The following is a 16830-nucleotide window of genomic DNA, read 5'->3' as shown; positions in this document are numbered from 1 at the left end:
GCTTGCGCGACTTCGCGATAAGCGTATTCTGCCCGCGAACCGAAAGGCCGCCGCAGTGCAGAAACACGACCTTCTTCCCGAATTCACCATCGTCACCCCCACGGCCCGGATTACCCCGGCGCTGCATGGCTGGCGGGCCAAGTGCCTGCAAAGACTGGTGCGCCTTGACCTGCCGGTGCCGCTGACCGTGGCACTGCCCGCCACTTCGGTGCGCGCCATCGCCTCGGGGCAGGTGATCGACTGCCGCGCCATTCTGGAACATTTCGGCCCAGATCCGCTGATCTCGGTCCGCCCCTCGCCGGAAAACCCCGATTGGGGCGGCCCGGCCACCATTCTCAACATCGGGTTCAACGCCGCCCGGCATGACCGGCTGGCGCTGACCCATGGCAAGGCCGCCGCCGATGCGCTGTATCTGCGCTTCGTGCAGGGCTATGCCGTCCATGTCGCGCGGCTTGACCCCGACATGTTCGACGCGCTGCCGCCCACCGCCGAGGGGCTGCATGATGCGCTGCGCTCTTACAAGCTGGAGATGGACGAACCCTTCCCCGAAGATCCGGCGCGGCAACTGTCGGACGTGCTGCGCTCCATGGCCCGGGCGTGGGAGGGCACGACTGCCCGCCTGTTGCGGCAGGCCAAGGGTGCCCCGGCGGAATCCGCGCTGGGGCTGGTGGTGCAGCAGATGGCGCAGGGGATCGGGCAGGGGATTTCCGGCTCGGGCGTGATCCAGTTTGTCGATCCGGTCACCGGCGACGCGCAGATCAAGGGCCGGTATCTGGGGCAGAGCCAGGGCCGCGATGCGCTGAGCAAGACCGAGGCAATCTATCTGACCCGTGATGCGCGCGGCCCCTCGCTGGAAGAGCTTGCCCCCGATGTCTTTGCCGATCTGTTGCGCCACGGCGCTGCCTGCCGCCAGAAACTGCGCGAGGAAATGCAGATCGAATTCACCATCGAAGACGGCAAGCTGGCCGTTCTCGATGCGGTGAAGGTACAACGCTCGACCCGCGCCGGGCTGAAGATCGCAGTGGCGCTGGCGCTGGACGGGGTGATCACCCCGTCAGAGGCCGTGCTGCGGGTGGAACCGCGCGCGCTGTCGGAACTGCTGCACCCGCAGGTCGATCCGCGTGGGCCGCGCGATGTGTTCGTGCGCGGCATCGCGGCCAGCCCGGGGGCGGCAACCGGCAGGATCGTGTTCAGCTCGCAGGCCGCGCAGGCCTCGGCTTCGCGCGGGGAACCTTGTATTCTGGTGCGGCGCGAAACCGCGCCCGAGGATATTCGCGGCATGCACTCTGCCTCGGCGGTGCTGACCGAGCGGGGGGGGATGACCAGCCATGCCGCCGTGATCGGGCGCGGGCTTGGCCTGCCCTGCATCGTCGGCGCCTCGGATATGCAGCTGGACGTGCGCGACAAGAAACTGGTGGCCCGCGATGGCCGTATCTTCCGCGAAGGGGATGTGATCACGGTGGACGGCACCAGTGGCGAGGCGCTGGTGGGCGTGGCCGACATGCTGCCTTCGGCGCAGGATGATGCTTTCCGCCAGCTTCTGGATTGGGCGGATGAGTTCCGCGATATCGGCATCCGCGCCAATGCCGACACGCCCGCCGATGCCCAGACCGCCCGCGATTTCAAGGCGCAAGGCATCGGGCTGTGCCGGACCGAGCACATGTTCTTTGACGAGGATCGCCTTGTCGCCATGCGCGAGATGATCTTTGCCGACACGCCCAAGGACCGCGCGGCGGCGCTGGTGCGACTGCTGCCGATGCAGCGAGCGGATTTCTCGCAACTCTTTGAAATCATGCGGGGTCTTCCGGTCTGTATCCGCTTGTTCGACCCGCCGTTGCACGAGTTTCTGCCCCATTCCCGCGAGGGCCTGCGCGAGTTGGCCGAGGCGCTGGATCGCCCGCTGTCCGAAGTGACGCGCCGGGCCGAGGCACTGGCGGAATTCAACCCGATGCTGGGGATGCGCGGGGTCCGGCTGGGCGTCGTGCTGCCCGAAATCTATGACATGCAGGTGCGCGCGATCTTCGAGGCGACGGTGGAAACCGCGCAGCGGGGCGAGCCTGTGGTGCCGGAAATCATGATCCCGCTGGTTTCGGCCCGGCGCGAGGTGGAGCTGGTCAAGACCCGGATCGACGCGGTTGCGGCGGCGGTGCGCAGCAAGACCGGGGTAGCCTTCGATTTCCGGCTGGGGGTGATGGTCGAAACGCCGCGCGCCGCCCTGCGGGCCGGCGAAATTGCCCAGCACGCCGCGTTCCTGTCTTTCGGCACCAACGACCTGACGCAGATGACCTATGGGTTGAGCCGCGACGACGCCGGGCGTTTCATGAACACCTATGTCCAGCAGGGCGTCTTCCCCGAGGATCCGTTCCATATTCTGGATGTGGACGGGGTGGGGGAATTGCTGTTGATCGGTGCCGAACGCGGACGCAAGACGCGACCGAATCTCACCCTTTCGATCTGCGGTGAACATGGCGGAAACCCCGAATCGATTGCCTTCTGCCGCAAGGCTGGCTTCGATTATGTCAGCTGTTCGCCCTACCGCGTTCCACTTGCGCGGCTTGCAGCGGCACATCTGGCGCTGACCGAGCCGATGGAGTGAAAATCCGTTGAAAAACAAGGCGGAACTGGCGATTTTCGTCGGTTCTCTCTTGCGCTTTTCAAAGTCTCATTGGCAGGAATCCGCCCAGATTCGGCTGATTCGATGTTGCAATTATGCCACATAGGTGGACTCAGGCCCCGGTTTTGCGCTATGCCCCGCGACTGTTGCCTGTTGGGTCGGTGAAAAATCCCCCCGCAGGCGGCGCTGCAACAGGACCGGGAACACACGTTAATGCGCTTGCTACAAAGCTGGACGGCAGCCCTCGGGGCCGCGCTTGTCCTCAGCGGAGCGGCCTTCGCCGATGTTACGGTGAGCCAATCGAATGACCCGACAGTCAATCTGGGCGGGCGGATGGCATCCCTGCTTGGGGTTGAAAAAAACGCGCTTGGGCAGGTGACCCCGGCTCGGATGGCTTCGCTGGCCGAGCGGGTCGAAAGACCCGGGGTGGCGAAAAAATATGCGCCGACAATTGCTTCTGGCCCGAAGCTCATAAGTTACGAGAAGAGCTTTCTCGATCAGTTGCCGGTCGCCACAGGCGATGCGCAATGGCAATGCCTTGCCAATGCGATCTACCACGAGGCACGGGGCGAGACGGTGCGCGGCGAATTTGCCGTGGCCGAGGTGATCCTGAACCGGGTGGACAGCCCGGCCTATCCCAACAGCGTGTGCGCTGTCGTCAACCAGCGTGGCAGTGGTGGGTGCCAGTTCTCGTTCACCTGCGATGGCAAGTCGGACCGGGTGAGCGAACGGGGGGCTTGGCAGGATGCAGGCAAGATTGCCCGGTTGCTGCTGGATGGGGCGCCGCGCGCGCTGACCTCGGGTGCCACACATTTCCACACTGCGGGGGTCCGCCCCGCTTGGGCACGCCGCTTCGAGCGTACCGCATCCATCGGCGCGCATCTGTTCTACCGGCAGTAACCCGTGCTATCTGGAGCCATGTCGGCTCCGGCCCCTTGCCTGCCGCAAGCGGGCGGGGCATAGGCGGCGCGATGCGGCTATGGTCGCGCCAGTCCAGCGGCCCGGAGGGCACCATGATCAGCGACATCCGTCTCGCCTTCGCCCATCCGGAGGAACGTGCTGCAGCCTCGGCTGGCGCCGACCCGCGTGACCGCATTTCTCTGCGCGACCATATCGTCGAGGCGGACATCGGCGCCTTCCAGCAGGAACGGGGCCGCACCCAGCGCCTGCGCTTCAATGTGGTGGTCGAGGTGCGCCCGCATCCCGCGCCGCTGGAAGACGATGTGGATCGCATCCTGTCCTATGACCGGATCACCGAGGCGATTGCGGCGGAACTGGCCGAAGAGCGCCTGAACCTGCTGGAAACGCTGGCCGAGAAGGTGGCAGAGCGGATTCTGGTCGAACCGCAGGCGATGCGGGTCTTCGTGCGGGTCGAAAAACTGGATCGCGGGCCGGGCGCCCTGGGGGTCGAGGTCGTGCGCTCGCGCGCCGAGGCGCCGCTGCGCGCGGTGGACAGCGAAGGCGCGATGACCAGCCTGCACCCGCTGGTGGCCTATTTTGACAATGCCAGCATCGTGGCGCCGGACTTGCCTGCCCGGCTGGACGCGTTGCAGGCGCAGGGCCTGCCGGTGATCCTGACCGTGGGCCTGCCCGACCTGCCGCGCCCGGAGACCGGCCACAACGCCACTCAGCGCCGCATTGACCTGCTGGCCATCGAGCAGAATGCCTGGACGCTGGCCGCGCGCGATCCGCGTTGCGTGGTGGTGGCGACGCGCACCGAAATCGACTGGGCGATGAAACACGGCAAGATGATCGTCTGGGCGCCGTCGAAACTGGTGCTGGATGCGGTGGATGGCCCGCAGTCGCGCGTGCCGGTGGCGCTGGCGCTGTGGCTGGCGGAACTGACGGCGGCAGAGCGCTTTGTCGTTCACGGCGATGTAACAGTTCCGGCAGGAAGCCGCGTGAGGGTGGAGCGGGGCTGAGCGCCGCTCTTGCCTGCCTGCCGCGTTGGGCCTAAGCGAAGGCATGATCTATTATCGTCCCATCCCGATGAGCGATGCCGCCCGCCCGGCAGAGGCCCTGCCGCTGGCCGGTGGCTGGCTGTGGTTTGACCGGGTCGAGGTGCTGGAGCGGGAACGCCCGGCGCTGCTGATCCCCGCCGCTGACCTGCCTGCCGAGGCGCGCAGCGCGCTCAGCGCCCCGCGTGCCCCGCTGGCAGGCCTTGGCATGGCGGCGCCGCGCCTGATGGGCATCCTCAATGTCACGCCCGACAGTTTCTCGGACGGGGGCCAGTTTCTGGCGCCCGAAGCCGCGGTGGCGCAGGGGCGCATGATGGTGGGCGCGGGGGCCGAGATCATCGACGTCGGCGGTGAAAGCACCCGCCCCGGCGCCGCGGAAGTGCCGGTGGCCGACGAGATCGCCCGCACCGCGCCGGTGATCGCGGCATTGCGCGAGGGCGGCATCGACAGCGTGATTTCCATCGACACCCGCAAGGGCGCCGTGGCGCAGGCCGCGCTGGCGGCGGGGGCGGATCTGGTCAACGATGTGGCGGCCTTCACCCATGACCCCGATCTGAAGCGGGTTGCCGCCGCTGCAGGCGCGCCGGTCTGCATCATGCACGCGCAGGGCACGCCGGATACCATGCAACTGGCGCCGCAGTATGACGATGTGCTGCTGGATGTATATGATTTCCTCGCCGCCAAACTGGCCGAGGCCGAGGCGGCGGGCATCCCGCGCGCACGGGTGATGGTCGATCCCGGCATCGGCTTCGGCAAGACGCTGGACCATAACCTGACGCTGATCCGCGGCCTGAGCCTGTTTCACGGCCTTGGTTGCCCGATCCTGCTGGGGGTCAGCCGCAAGAAATTCATCGGCACGATCGGGGGCGAGGCGGATGCCGCGCGCCGCGCGCCGGGGTCCGTTGCCGTGGCGCTGGCCGGGGTGGCGCAGGGCGCGCAGGTGTTGCGCGTGCATGATGTCTGGGAGACGCGGCAGGCGCTGGCCCTGTGGCGCTCTGTCACCGAACGAAATCCTGAGGGAGAAGGCGCATGAGCCGCAAGCTGTTTGGCACCGACGGGGTGCGCGGGCGCGCAAACACCTATCCGATGACCGCCGAGATGGCGCTGCGCCTTGGCGCGGCGGCCGGGCGCTATTTCCGCCGCGAGGGCAGGTTGTCGGCGCATCGCGTGGTGATCGGCAAGGACACCCGGCTGTCGGGCTATATGCTGGAAACCGCGCTGACCGCGGGGCTGACCTCCACCGGCATGAATGTACTGCTGCTGGGCCCGGTGCCGACGCCTGCGGTCGGCTATCTGACCCGCTCGATGCGGGCCGATCTGGGGGTGATGATCTCGGCCAGCCACAACCCGCATCAGGACAATGGCATCAAGTTCTTCGGCCCCGATGGTTTCAAACTGTCCGACGAGGCCGAGGCCGAGATCGAGGCGATCCTCGCGGGCGAGATCGCGCCCGCCCAGCCGGACAATATCGGCCGTGCCAAGCGGATCGAGGACGGGCGCGGGCGCTATCAGGAATTCGTCAAGACCACCTTCCCGGCGGGGCTGCGATTGGACGGGCTGAAAGTGGTGGTCGATTGCGCCAATGGTGCGGCCTACAAGGCTGCGCCGGATGTGCTGTGGGAGTTGGGCGCCGAAGTGGTTCCGGTGGGGGTGACCCCGAATGGCACCAATATCAATGATCGCTGCGGATCGACCTACACCCAGACCGCCGCCGAGGCGGTGGTTGCGCATGGCGCGCATGTCGGCATCTGTCTGGATGGAGATGCGGATCGGGTGATGATCCTTGATCAGAATGGCCGGGTGGCCGATGGCGATCAGATCATGGCGCTCTTTGCGGCCCGTTGGGCAGAGGAGGGTCGGCTGAACGGCGGCACGCTGGTGGCAACCGTCATGTCCAATCTCGGGCTGGAACGGTTTCTGACCGGGCGCGGGTTGCACCTTGAACGCACCGCCGTCGGCGACCGCTATGTGGTGGAGCGGATGCGGTCCGGGGGCTTCAACCTTGGCGGCGAACAGTCGGGCCATATCGTGATGACCGATTACGCCACCACCGGCGACGGGTTGCTGGCCGGGCTGCATTTCCTGGCCGAGATGGCCCGGACCGAAAAGCCGGCATCCGAACTGGTGCAAAGCTTTGAAACCGTGCCGCAGTTGTTGAAGAACGTCCGCTATGGCGCTGACAAGGCGCCGCTTTCGGTGAAAAGCGTGCAGGCCCGTATCGCCGAGGCCGAGGCGCGGCTGATCGGCAAAGGTCGGGTGCTGATCCGCAAGTCGGGCACCGAGCCGTTGATCCGCGTCATGGCCGAATGTGAGGACGAGGGGCTACTGGTCCAGGAGGTCGAAGGGATCGTCGCCGCCGTGCAGGCTGCGGTCTGAACGCGGTGTCGCTGCTTGGCTATCTCCGCCCGCGGCAGGTGCTGCTGCATATCCCCAAGACCGGGGGCACCTGGCTGGGCGATGTGATCGCCGCCAACCGCCGCTGGTATGAGGCGCCCCTGGTGCGGCAATTGTCGCATGGCAACAGCCTCGCCCGGGTGGATGCACGCTTCGGGCCGCAGGTGAAGGTGGGCTTCGTGTTCCGCGACCCGATCACGCGGCTGCATTCCGCCTTCGACAGCCGCCGCAACTTCTCGCGCCCCACCCGCGATACGCCGTGGACCGAGGCCGAGACTGCCTGTTTCAACCGCTTTCCCAGTTTTGACGCCTTCGCGCAGGCCTTCGCGGGCGAAGACGACGACCGCCGCGCCGCCGAGGCCGCTCTGGCCGAGGTCGGCCATTTCAAACGGGGCCTGGGTTTCTTCTTCGGCGATGCAGCACATCTGGCAGCGGCCCGGTCGCGCGTGCTGTTCTGCGCCGAAACCCAGAACGTGCGCCGCCTGTTGCCCGCCTTCGCCCGCGCCTATGGCATCCGCCCGCTGCGCGAGCCGGACAGCGCGCGCAGCCACTCCTCTGCCGCGTTCCGCACCGAATTGACCGAGGCCGGCCGCGCTGTCTTGCGCCCGCGTCTGGCAGAGGAATATGCGCTGTATGACGAATGTCGCGCCATCGAGGCGGCGCTGCATGGCGCGGATCTTGGGGCATGAGCGGGGCGGATGTCACCTATGTCTTCGATGCGGGCTATCTGCGGCCCTCGCTGATCTCGGCCTGGTCGGTGCTGAAACACCGCCCCGCCGATATCACCCTGCGCTTTCTGGTGACCGAGGTCATCCCGGCCCTTGCCTCGGCGGTGGAGAGGTTGCGCGCCGCTTTTCCGCAGGCACACATCCATGTGCAACTTATTGATTTTGACCGCACGCTGGCGGTTGGGGGCCATGTTTCCGCCACCGCGCTGGCTCGGCTGAACCTGCCGCAACTGCTGGAGGCGCCGACGCTGTATCTGGACGGCGATACCATGGTGCGCCGCGATCTTGGCCCGCTGTTCGCCCCCGACCCGGACCAGCGCCCCATTGCCGCCGTGCGCGACCCCGGCATCCTGAAAGCACTGCACCAGAAGGCCGGGCATGGCTGGCTGCCTTCGCGCAAATCGGCGCGGCATCTGCGCGATCTGGAAAAGATCAGCCATCTGGTGGACGCGGCGGATTACATCAACAGCGGCGTGGTGCTGTTCGATCTGCCGCGCATCCGGGCGCTGGGGCTGGATACGCGCATGGGCGATCTGCGCGCGGCGGTGGCCCTGCGCCAGCAGTATCAGTTGCGCTTCAACGACCAGAACTGGCTGAATGTGGTGTTTCGCGGCCAGATCCGCCATCTGGCGCCGGAATGGAACACGCTCTGGGGCAACCGGCTGACCGGGCGCAGCCCGTTTCCGCAATCCGAACGGGCCGCCTTTGTCGCCTCGCGCGATGACCCGGCGGTGGTGCATTTCACCGGCCGCCTGCGCCCGTGGGAAATCCGCCATCCGATCTTCCACCCCAAGCGTCGCCCTTGGCTGGCCGCCTACAAGGCGCTGCAAGCCGAGGCCGAAGCCTCCCTGCGGATGGCATGAAAAAGGGCGCCCGAAGGCGCCCTTTTGCGTCGGCTGTGGCGCAGATCAGTTGCGCGCCTTGTCCACCATCTTGCCCTTGGAGATCCACGGCATCATGTCGCGCAGCTTTTTGCCGACCAGTTCGATCTGATGCTCGTCGTTCGAGCGGCGCGAAGCCTTGATCGTCGGCTGGCCAACCGCGTTTTCCAGCATGAAGTCACGCACGAACTTGCCGGTCTGGATGTCGGTCAGCACGGCTTTCATGCGGGCCTTGGTTTCCTCGTAGGGCAGGATGCGCGGGCCAGAGACATACTGGCCGTATTCGGCGGTGTTCGAGATCGAGTAATCCATGTTGGCGATGCCGCCTTCATAGATCAGGTCCACGATCAGCTTCACTTCATGCAGGCACTCGAAATACGCCATTTCCGGCTCGTAACCGGCTTCGACGAGGGTTTCAAAGCCCATGCGGATCAGTTCGACCAGACCGCCACACAGCACGGCCTGTTCGCCGAACAGGTCGGTTTCGCATTCCTGACGGAAGTTGGTTTCGATGATGCCCGAACGGCCGCCACCGATGCCCGAGCAATAGGACAGCGCGATTTCCTGTGCCTTGCCGGTGGCATCGTTGTGCACCGCGAACAGGCAGGGCACGCCGCCGCCCTTGGTGTATTCGCCGCGCACGGTGTGGCCCGGGCCTTTGGGGGCCATCATGATGACATCGACGCCCGGCTTCGGCTCGATCAGGCCGAAATGCACGTTCAGGCCATGGGCGAAGGCAATCGCGGCGCCTTCGCGCAGATTGTCATGCACATATTTCTTGTAGGTTTCGGCCTGCAGCTCGTCGGGCATGGTGAACATGATCAGGTCGCACCAGGCAGCGGCTTCGGCAATGCCCATGACCTTCAGGCCTTCGCCTTCGGCTTTCTTGGCGGAAGGCGACCCCTCGCGCAGTGCAACCACAAGGTTCTTCGCACCCGAATCGCGCAGGTTCAGCGCATGGGCATGACCCTGCGAGCCATAGCCGAGAATGGCGACCTTCTTGTCCTTGATGAGGTTCACATCGCAGTCACGATCGTAAAACACGCGCATGGGCGTATCCTTCCTTGATTAAGATGTGGGCACCATAGGGAATGCCGCGCGGCGAAAGGTTCAAAATTTGACGAATTTGGAGAAATCTGCAAAAGATCATGCGCCGAATGAAAGCCTGATGAAATGTCCATTCAAATCGACGATACGGATCGGCGGATCCTGCGCCATCTTCTGGCCGAACCGGCCTTGCCCACCGCCGAACTGGCCAGCCGCGCCGGGGTCACGCAAGCGACCTGCTGGCGGCGGCTGGAGCGGTTGACCGAGGCGGGCATCATCACCGCTCGGCAGGCGCGCATCGACTGGCGCGCGCTGGGATACGAGGTCGAGGTTTCGCTGCGCTTCTCGCTCGACAAGACCGAACCGCGTGCCTTCGATGAATTTCTCGCCGCCGCCCGGGCGGTGCCCGAGGTGATCGCCATCGAAACTTTCCTTGGCCGTGTCGATGTCCGGCTCAACATCCTTGCCCGCGACATGGCGCAATATCAGCAGCTCTACCGCGAACGCATCCTGACCCTGCCGCATATCACCGATATCGAGGCGCTGATGCTGATCTCGACCATCAAGGATTCCGCGGGGTTGCCGCTGTGATCGACCTGGATGATACCGACCGCGCCTTTCTGCGCGATCTGGCCCGCGACGGCACGCTTTCCGCTGGCGAGTTGGGCCGCCGCCATGGCCTCAGCCAGCCTTCCGCCTGGCGCCGCGTGCGCCGGATGGAGGAGGCGGGCATCCTCGCCGGGCAGCGCGTCACGGTGGATCGCGCGGCGCTTGGGTTTGGGGTCACGGTGTTTCTGGGCATCAAGCTGGCCACCAAGGGCCGTGTCAGCCTTGAGGATTTCGAGCGCGCCGTGGCGGCCATCCCTGAAGTGCAGGTTGTTCAGCACGTTCTGGGCCTGTTCGATTACCGCCTGCGCGTGGTCGCCCGCGATATTGCCGATTTCGAACGCGTGCTGCGCCGCCGGATCATGACCCTGCCGGGGGTGGGGCAGGTGGAGGCGAATGTCCTGCTGACCGAAGAACCGCGCCCCGGCCCGCTGGGCTGACCCCGGCTGAGCGCTCAGCGCACGCCGATCCCGGCGCGCATCAGCGTCCGCCGCACCGGCGCCACCGAATAGAGCGCGTTCAGCGCCCCGGCCCGCAGGTCGCGCAGCGGCTGCGCCCCCAGCATCGAGGCGCGGTTCAAGAGGTCGATCCCCAGCACCCGCGCCTGCACATCGCCATGCCGTTTGCGGTGATAGGCCGCCAGCATCTTGGCCCCGCCCAGACCCTCGGGATCGGCCTGCGCCAGATCCAGCAGCGCCGTCAGGTCGGCAAGGCTCATGTTCAGCCCCTGCGCGCCGATTGGCGGCATCACATGCGCCGCCTCGGCCATCAGCGCCGCCCGTTCCCCCGCCATACTCTCCGCAATCTGCGCGATGATCGGCCAGCTTGTCAGCCGCGACACAAGGCTCAGCGGCCCCAGCAGCCCGCAAGAGCGTTCCATCATCTCGGCCTCGAACGCCGCCACCGGCAGGGCCATGCGCCGGTCGATCTCTGCCGCGTGATCCATCCAGACCACCGCCGAACAAGGCTGGCCGTCACGGTCGGGCAGGGGCACGAAGGTAAAGGGGCCTCCCGCGCGGTGGATCTCGGTCGAGATGTTCTGATGCGGGATCGGGTGGCGCACCGCGAAGGCCAGCGCCTTCTGGCCATAGCGCAGGGTCTTCACCCCGATCCCCAGCGCCTCGCGTACCAGACTGCCGCGCCCGTCGGCGCCGATCAACAGCCGCGCTGCGATCCGCCGCCCGTCAGACAGGGTGACCAGCGCCTCCGACTCGCGCGTCAGCACCCGTGCGGTCGCCACGCCCGGCAGGAAGGTGATGCCGGGCAACTCGGCCATGCGCGCCAGCATCTCGCGCCGCAGCAGCCAGTTGGGCAGGTTCCAGCCAAAGGGTTTGTCCGAAAGGTCGGCGGCGTCGAAATCCTTCACCACGCGGGGTTCGGCCACCGGCCCACCGGCATCGACAATGCGCATGATCTGCAAGGCCGCCGCATGGGGTTCCAGCCGCTGCCACAGCCCCGCCGCCTGCAGCACCGGGATCGAGGGGTGCAGAAACGCCGTGGTGCGCAGGTCAGAGCCTTCGGCCTCGGCGGCGGTGACGGGCGGGTTCGGCTCGACACAGATCACCCGGAACCCGGCGGCGCCGAAGGCACAGGCGGCGGCAAGGCCTGCAACCCCTCCGCCGGAAATCAGGATATCGGTCATCTCGCGCATGGCTCGCCCCTTCGTTTGCCCTTAGATAGGGCAGAAGCGCCGACCCGTCCACGCGACACGGCGTCAGCCGCGGGTGATCAGGATCAGCAGCACGAAATAAACCGGCACCACCGCCAGCGCAGTCATCGCCAGCGCGACCAGACCCCAGGTCTTGATCGCCAGCACCAGCGCGGTGACGAGGATGGTCAGCAGGTAAAATACAATATTGATGTCGCGCCCGATGTCACGGGCGATGAAGCCCACCAAGGGCAGGCGGGAGAGCAGGCCGGGCTGGGCCGAGGGGAGGGCGGTCATGGGAATCTCCTGTTTGCGTGGGGCGGTTATCGCCGCAGCGCAAACGTGAATCCACGATACACCTTGTCGCAGGTCAGCGCAGCCGCGCCAGAAACCCGCCCAGATCGTCGGTGTGATGTTCGATATGCGGCGCCTCATGCGGCTCGGGCGCGACATGGACGGTGCGCATCCCCATCGCATGGGGCGCGGCGAGGTTGCGCGGATCATCCTCGAACATCGCGGCGCGGGCGGGATCGACGCCATCGCGGGCAAAGACCGTCTCGAACGCCGCGCGTTCGGGTTTCGGGCGGAAACCGGCGTGCTCCACCCCGTAAATCGCGTGGAAACAGCCGGTAAGCCCGCGCGCCGCCAGTACTTTTTCGGCATAGGGGGCAGACCCGTTGGTATAGACGATCCGCCGCCCTGGAAGGGCGCTGATCTGGGCGGCCAGATCCGGGTCGGGCTGCAGCGCGTCAAAGCGGATGTCATGCACCGCGTGCAGATAACCCTCGGGGTCCATGTTGTGTTCGGCCATCAGCCCGGCCAGCGTGGTGCCGTAAAGCTGCCAGTAATGGCGGCGCAGCCGGTCGGCCTCGGCCTTCTGCACCTGCAGCGCCTGCATCACCCAGGCGGTCATCTTCACCTCGATCTGATCAAAGAGGCGGGCTTCTGGTGGATACAGCGTATTGTCCAGGTCAAAGACCCAGTGGCGGACATGAGAGAAAGCTTGTGCGATCATGGGGCAGAGCTAGCGCAAAGTGCCCCGCGCGACAATGGCAGGGCTGACCGAATGGTGGGGTTGAAACTGCGCCATGGCCGCGCTTAGTGTCGCCGGACGCGAAGGAGGAGCGGCCCGTGCAGAAAGACGCCTATACCCTGATCCTCGAAGCCATCGAAGCCGGGGTCTACAAGCCCGGCGACCGGCTGGTGGAATCGGAACTGGCCGAGCGGCTGGGCGTGTCGCGCACCCCGGTGCGCGAGGCGTTGCAGCGTCTGGAAACCCAGTCGATGCTGACGCGCGACGGGCGCAGCCTGATCGTGGCAACGCTGGATCACAACCAGCTGGCCGAGCTTTACGCCGTGCGCACCGAGCTGGAGGGGTTGGCCGCGCGCCTTGCCGCCCGCCACGCGACGGATGAAGAGATTCGCGTCCTCCGTTCGATGGTCGAGGAGGACCGGGCGCTGCTGGGCGGCGATCCGCGCGCGCTAAGCCGGGCCAACAAACGGTTCCACAAGCAGATTCATCTGGCCTCGCACAACCGCTTTCTGGTGCAGCAACTGGATCTGGTGCATCGCTCCATGGCGCTGATGGCCAATACCTCCTTCGCCGCCGAAGGGCGCGACGAGGTGGCGATGGCCGAACATGCCGACATCGTGAAGGCGATTGCGGCGCGCGATGGCGATGCCGCCTATGCCGCGTTGAAAGCCCATATTTCCAAGGCGTTCGAGACGCGGCTGCGTGTCGATGCGGGCGAGTTGCGCCTGCGCTAGGCGGGGCCCGATCCTTCGAAATGGCCGTGGCTCGTCTTGTCCCACCAGAAGGGCCGGGTGACCATTTCCCACGCGGCCTTGTAGGAGGCGAGCGAGCCCAGCGGGAAATAGAAATGCAGCATCAAGGCCCAAAGCGGGTTCATCCGGTTCGGCGTCAGGCGCAGCGCGATCCAGCTTGTGGCGAATTGCAGCGCCTCTGACAGGGCGAAGATCACGCTGATCGCCAGCGCCGCCCAAGGCGGCAGCACCCCGATCAGCGGGTGTGGCAGGCCAAAAGGCAGAATCCAGAAGCTCCACAACAGCGGGGCCAACAGGAACTGGGTCAGCGTGGTGACGAAAATGCACTGAAAGCCCAGAAACTGCCGCGGTCCAAGCTGGCGCCACAGCAGGAGCGGCTGCCGCATATGCACCACATAGGTCATCATATAACCCTTCAGCCAGCGCGAGCGCTGCTTGATCCAGGGCAGGGCGCGGCAATTGGCCTCTTCCATCGTGGTGGTGGCGATCAGCTCGGTCCGATAGCCGTGGCGGGCGAGGCGCATCCCCAGATCGGCATCCTCGGTCACGTTGAACGCATCCCAGGCGCCCAGTTCCTCCAGCGCGGCACGGCGGAAGAACAGGGTCGTGCCGCCCAGCGGAATGGGGAAGCCCAGCCGCGCCATCCCCGGCAGGATCAGGCGGAACCATGTGGCGTATTCCATGGTAAAGCAACGGCTTAGCCAGTTTGTGCGGGGGTTGTAGAAATCCAGAACGCCCTGCAGGCAGGCCACCTGTGCGCCGCGATTGTGAAACCGTTCCACCACCTTGCGGATCTGGTCGGGGTCGGGGGCATCTTCGGCATCATAGACCCCGATGATCGACCCGCGACAGGCGCGCAGCCCGTGGTTGAGCGCGCGCGGCTTGGTTTTCAGCTTGCCATCCGGCACCACGATGATGCGCATCCAGGCGGGCAGATCGGCGGCGGCCAGCGCGTTGCGGGTCAGCCGGTCTTCCTCCTCCACCACCAGCAGGATGTCGAGCAGATCGCGCGGATAGTCCAATTCACCAAGCCTTTGCACCAGCCGCTGCGCGATGCCCGCCTCTCGGTATAGCGCTACCATGATCGAGACGGTCGGCAGGCGCGGGATCAGCACCGGCGGCCCTTCGCAAGGGGGCGGGCGCAGCGCGGCACATGTAGCGGCCAACTTCATCGTGACCGCTATGGCCAGTGTGGTCATCGTCCATCCGGTCAGCACCAGTGCCAGCGAAATCGGGGCGAGCATCAGCCAAAGGGCGGTCAACACCACCACCAGCCAGCCCAGCAGCATCTGCCGTTCGCTGCCCCAACCGCGGCAGCTTTCCGCCTCGGGCACCTGCAGCAGCGCGTCGCGGTTCATATGGGCGCCGCGCAAGGCCAGAAGTTGTGCGTCGATCTGCGGGGCGGGCGCGAGGGCGAGGGTGGTCTGGCCGAAACAGGCGGTGAGAGCAGATTTTTCCGCTGTATAATCATCGGGATGGGAGGCGACAACGACAGTCATGTCGCCAATCCTGCGCCACGGCAGCAGGGTGCCACGCAGACAGGTGGTGGTACCCAACTGGTCCATCAGCCGCAGGTCGGGCGGATCTGTGGTCAGATCCACTGATTCCGTGCCCCAATAGCGCGCATGCGCGCGATACAGTTGCTGGTCATTGACCATCCGGCGGCGAATCAGGATATCGGCCAGCCGCGCGCCGGTTGAGCGCTGGATGGCCAGCGCGCGCAGCAGATCATCCCCCGTGACCACATTGCTTTGCAACAGAAGTGCGGCAAGCCCTTGATCCGGCAGGGGAACCTGCGGGCGCAGCACCGCTGCGCGTTCTGCGGTAGGTTTGATCTGGCGCCCTTCGATCACCCCGGCTCACCTCATCTGTGACCGGGGCAGTTTTCGGCACGATGGGTTAAGGCCGCGTTAACAAACGCGGCCTTACCGACAAGGCCGTGAACAAGATCAGGCGGCGCGGCGGGCGCGCATCGCTTCGGCGAAACGCTCGAACAGATAGAAGCTGTCTTGCGGGCCGGGGCTGGCTTCGGGGTGGTGCTGCACCGAAAAGACCGGCTTGCCGGCCAGCGCGATGCCGCAATTCGTGCCGTCGAACAGCGACACATGCGTTTCAACCACGCCTGCGGGCAGGGTTTGCGCATCGACGGTGAAGCCGTGGTTCATCGAGGTGATCTCGACCTTGCCGGTGCCAACCTCTTTCACCGGGTGGTTGGCGCCGTGGTGGCCGTGGCCCATCTTGACGGTCTTGGCGCCCAGAGCCAGTGCAAGCATTTGATGCCCAAGGCAAATTCCGAACACCGGCAGATCGGCTTTCAGCACACCCTGAATCATCGGCACGGCATATTCCCCGGTTGCTGCCGGATCGCCGGGGCCGTTCGACAGGAACACGCCTTCGGGGTTCAGCGCCAGCACGTCTTCGGCGGTGGCGGTTGCGGGCAGAACGGTGACTTCGCACCCGGCCGAGGCAAGACAGCGCAGGATGTTGCGCTTGGCGCCATAGTCGATGGCCACGACGCGCAGCCCCGCACCTTCGCGCTTGGTATAGCCTTCCGGCCAGGCCCAACGCATCTCGTCCCAGCGGTAGGATTGGGTGCAGGACACATCTTTCGCCAGATCAAGCCCGACAAGGCCCTTCCAGGCGCGGGCCTTGGCGACCAGCGCCTCGATGTCGAATTTCCCTTCGGGATCAAAGGCAAGCGCCACATGCGGCGCCCCTTGCTGGCGGATCGCACGGGTCAGGCGACGCGTATCCAGACCACCGATGCCGATGCGGCCCTTGGATTTCATCCAGGTCTGCAGATCGGCGGTGGCGCGCCAGTTCGACGGCTCGGTCGGATCCCATTTCACCACCATGCCGGCGGCAACCGGCTCGGTCGTTTCGTCATCTTCGGCGGTGACGCCGGTATTGCCGATATGGGGGAAGGTGAAGGTGACGATCTGGCTGGCATAGGAGGGATCGGTCATGATTTCCTGATACCCGGTCATCGCGGTGTTGAACACCAGCTCTGCCACCGTTTCGCCCACTGCGCCGAAGCCCTTGCCGTAGAAGATCGTGCCGTCTGCGAGGGCAAGGCAGGCGGTGGGGATGGCATGGCTGGGCATGGTGCGACTCTCCGGGTAAACCGGGCGGAACCTAAGGGCAGGGGCGCCCGGGGTCAAGCCTATTG

16 protein-coding genes are annotated in these 16830 nt (G+C 65.9%); 10 read left to right on the top strand and 6 right to left on the bottom strand.

Going from position 1 to position 16830, the window contains the following annotated elements:
* The first annotated feature begins 55 nt into the window (after positions 1 to 55).
* The 7 genes from BMX43_RS06530 (at position 56) to BMX43_RS06500 (ending at position 8557) form a co-directional block, all read left to right on the top strand.
* Positions 56 to 2596, top strand: coding sequence for a putative PEP-binding protein (locus tag BMX43_RS06530; protein WP_091298745.1), 2541 nt, complete (start codon positions 56 to 58; stop codon positions 2594 to 2596).
* A gap of 231 nt (positions 2597 to 2827) precedes the next feature.
* Positions 2828 to 3514, top strand: coding sequence for a cell wall hydrolase (locus BMX43_RS06525; protein ID WP_091298742.1), 687 nt, complete (start codon positions 2828 to 2830; stop codon positions 3512 to 3514).
* Between the two features lie 113 nt (positions 3515 to 3627).
* Positions 3628 to 4536 carry a dihydroneopterin aldolase gene (locus BMX43_RS06520; protein ID WP_091299145.1) on the top strand — a complete coding sequence of 303 codons (909 nt, stop codon included), beginning with the start codon at positions 3628 to 3630 and terminating at the stop codon, positions 4534 to 4536.
* A 43-nt stretch (positions 4537 to 4579) separates the two neighbouring features.
* On the top strand, positions 4580 to 5605 hold the full coding sequence (folP, locus tag BMX43_RS06515; protein WP_091298740.1) for a dihydropteroate synthase: 1026 nt from the start codon (positions 4580 to 4582) through the stop codon (positions 5603 to 5605).
* On the top strand, positions 5602 to 6948 hold the full coding sequence (glmM, locus tag BMX43_RS06510) for a phosphoglucosamine mutase (protein ID WP_091298738.1): 1347 nt from the start codon (positions 5602 to 5604) through the stop codon (positions 6946 to 6948). The genes folP and glmM overlap by 4 nt, the downstream gene beginning before the upstream one ends.
* Positions 6949 to 6953: 5 nt before the next feature.
* Entirely contained in the window at positions 6954 to 7655 is a 702-nt protein-coding gene (locus tag BMX43_RS06505; protein WP_091298735.1) for a hypothetical protein, read from the top strand.
* The gene (locus tag BMX43_RS06500) at positions 7652 to 8557 is read left to right on the top strand and encodes a glycosyltransferase family 8 protein (protein ID WP_175482042.1); all 906 of its coding nucleotides are present in this window, start codon (positions 7652 to 7654) and stop codon (positions 8555 to 8557) included. The genes BMX43_RS06505 and BMX43_RS06500 overlap by 4 nt, the downstream gene beginning before the upstream one ends.
* A 45-nt stretch (positions 8558 to 8602) precedes the next feature.
* Here the strand turns inward: BMX43_RS06500 and ilvC are convergent, their stop codons facing one another.
* Positions 8603 to 9625, bottom strand: a complete 1023-nt coding sequence (gene ilvC / locus BMX43_RS06495) for a ketol-acid reductoisomerase (RefSeq protein ID WP_091298729.1) — start codon at positions 9623 to 9625, stop codon at positions 8603 to 8605.
* Between the two features lie 123 nt (positions 9626 to 9748).
* Between ilvC and BMX43_RS06490 the strand changes: the two genes are divergently transcribed.
* A complete protein-coding gene (locus BMX43_RS06490; RefSeq protein WP_091298726.1) occupies positions 9749 to 10213 on the top strand; it encodes an Lrp/AsnC family transcriptional regulator in 465 nt (154 codons plus the stop codon).
* A complete protein-coding gene (locus BMX43_RS06485; RefSeq protein ID WP_091298723.1) occupies positions 10210 to 10668 on the top strand; it encodes an Lrp/AsnC family transcriptional regulator in 459 nt (152 codons plus the stop codon). The genes BMX43_RS06490 and BMX43_RS06485 overlap by 4 nt, the downstream gene beginning before the upstream one ends.
* Positions 10669 to 10682: 14 nt before the next feature.
* Here BMX43_RS06485 and BMX43_RS06480 read toward each other — a convergent pair whose 3' ends face one another.
* The 3 genes from BMX43_RS06480 to BMX43_RS06470 form a co-directional block, all read right to left on the bottom strand.
* Positions 10683 to 11879: a UbiH/UbiF family hydroxylase gene (locus BMX43_RS06480; protein WP_091298720.1), complete on the bottom strand. Its 1197-nt coding sequence runs from the start codon at positions 11877 to 11879 to the stop codon at positions 10683 to 10685.
* 63 nt (positions 11880 to 11942) lie between these two features.
* A complete protein-coding gene (locus BMX43_RS06475; RefSeq protein ID WP_091298717.1) occupies positions 11943 to 12173 on the bottom strand; it encodes a hypothetical protein in 231 nt (76 codons plus the stop codon).
* Between the two features lie 73 nt (positions 12174 to 12246).
* Positions 12247 to 12891: a pyrimidine 5'-nucleotidase gene (locus BMX43_RS06470; protein ID WP_091298714.1), complete on the bottom strand. Its 645-nt coding sequence runs from the start codon at positions 12889 to 12891 to the stop codon at positions 12247 to 12249.
* A 116-nt stretch (positions 12892 to 13007) separates the two neighbouring features.
* On the opposite strand from BMX43_RS06470, the gene BMX43_RS06465 reads away from it, so the two are divergent.
* Positions 13008 to 13643 carry a GntR family transcriptional regulator gene (locus BMX43_RS06465; RefSeq protein ID WP_091299142.1) on the top strand — a complete coding sequence of 212 codons (636 nt, stop codon included), beginning with the start codon at positions 13008 to 13010 and terminating at the stop codon, positions 13641 to 13643.
* On the opposite strand, the gene BMX43_RS06460 is transcribed toward BMX43_RS06465, so the two are convergent.
* Together BMX43_RS06460 and carA are read right to left on the bottom strand one after the other, a co-directional pair.
* Entirely contained in the window at positions 13640 to 15514 is a 1875-nt protein-coding gene (locus tag BMX43_RS06460; protein WP_091298711.1) for a glycosyltransferase, read from the bottom strand. The genes BMX43_RS06465 and BMX43_RS06460 overlap by 4 nt on opposite strands.
* A 96-nt stretch (positions 15515 to 15610) precedes the next feature.
* On the bottom strand, positions 15611 to 16765 hold the full coding sequence (gene carA / locus BMX43_RS06455; protein WP_091298709.1) for a glutamine-hydrolyzing carbamoyl-phosphate synthase small subunit: 1155 nt from the start codon (positions 16763 to 16765) through the stop codon (positions 15611 to 15613).
* Positions 16766 to 16830 lie beyond the last annotated feature (65 nt).

Origin of the sequence: Gemmobacter aquatilis, from assembly GCF_900110025.1 — a bacterium.
Classification (GTDB): domain Bacteria; phylum Pseudomonadota; class Alphaproteobacteria; order Rhodobacterales; family Rhodobacteraceae; genus Gemmobacter; species Gemmobacter aquatilis.
The sequence above is the reverse complement of the archived record's forward strand: the minus strand, read 5'-3'. Positions and strand labels throughout refer to the sequence as shown.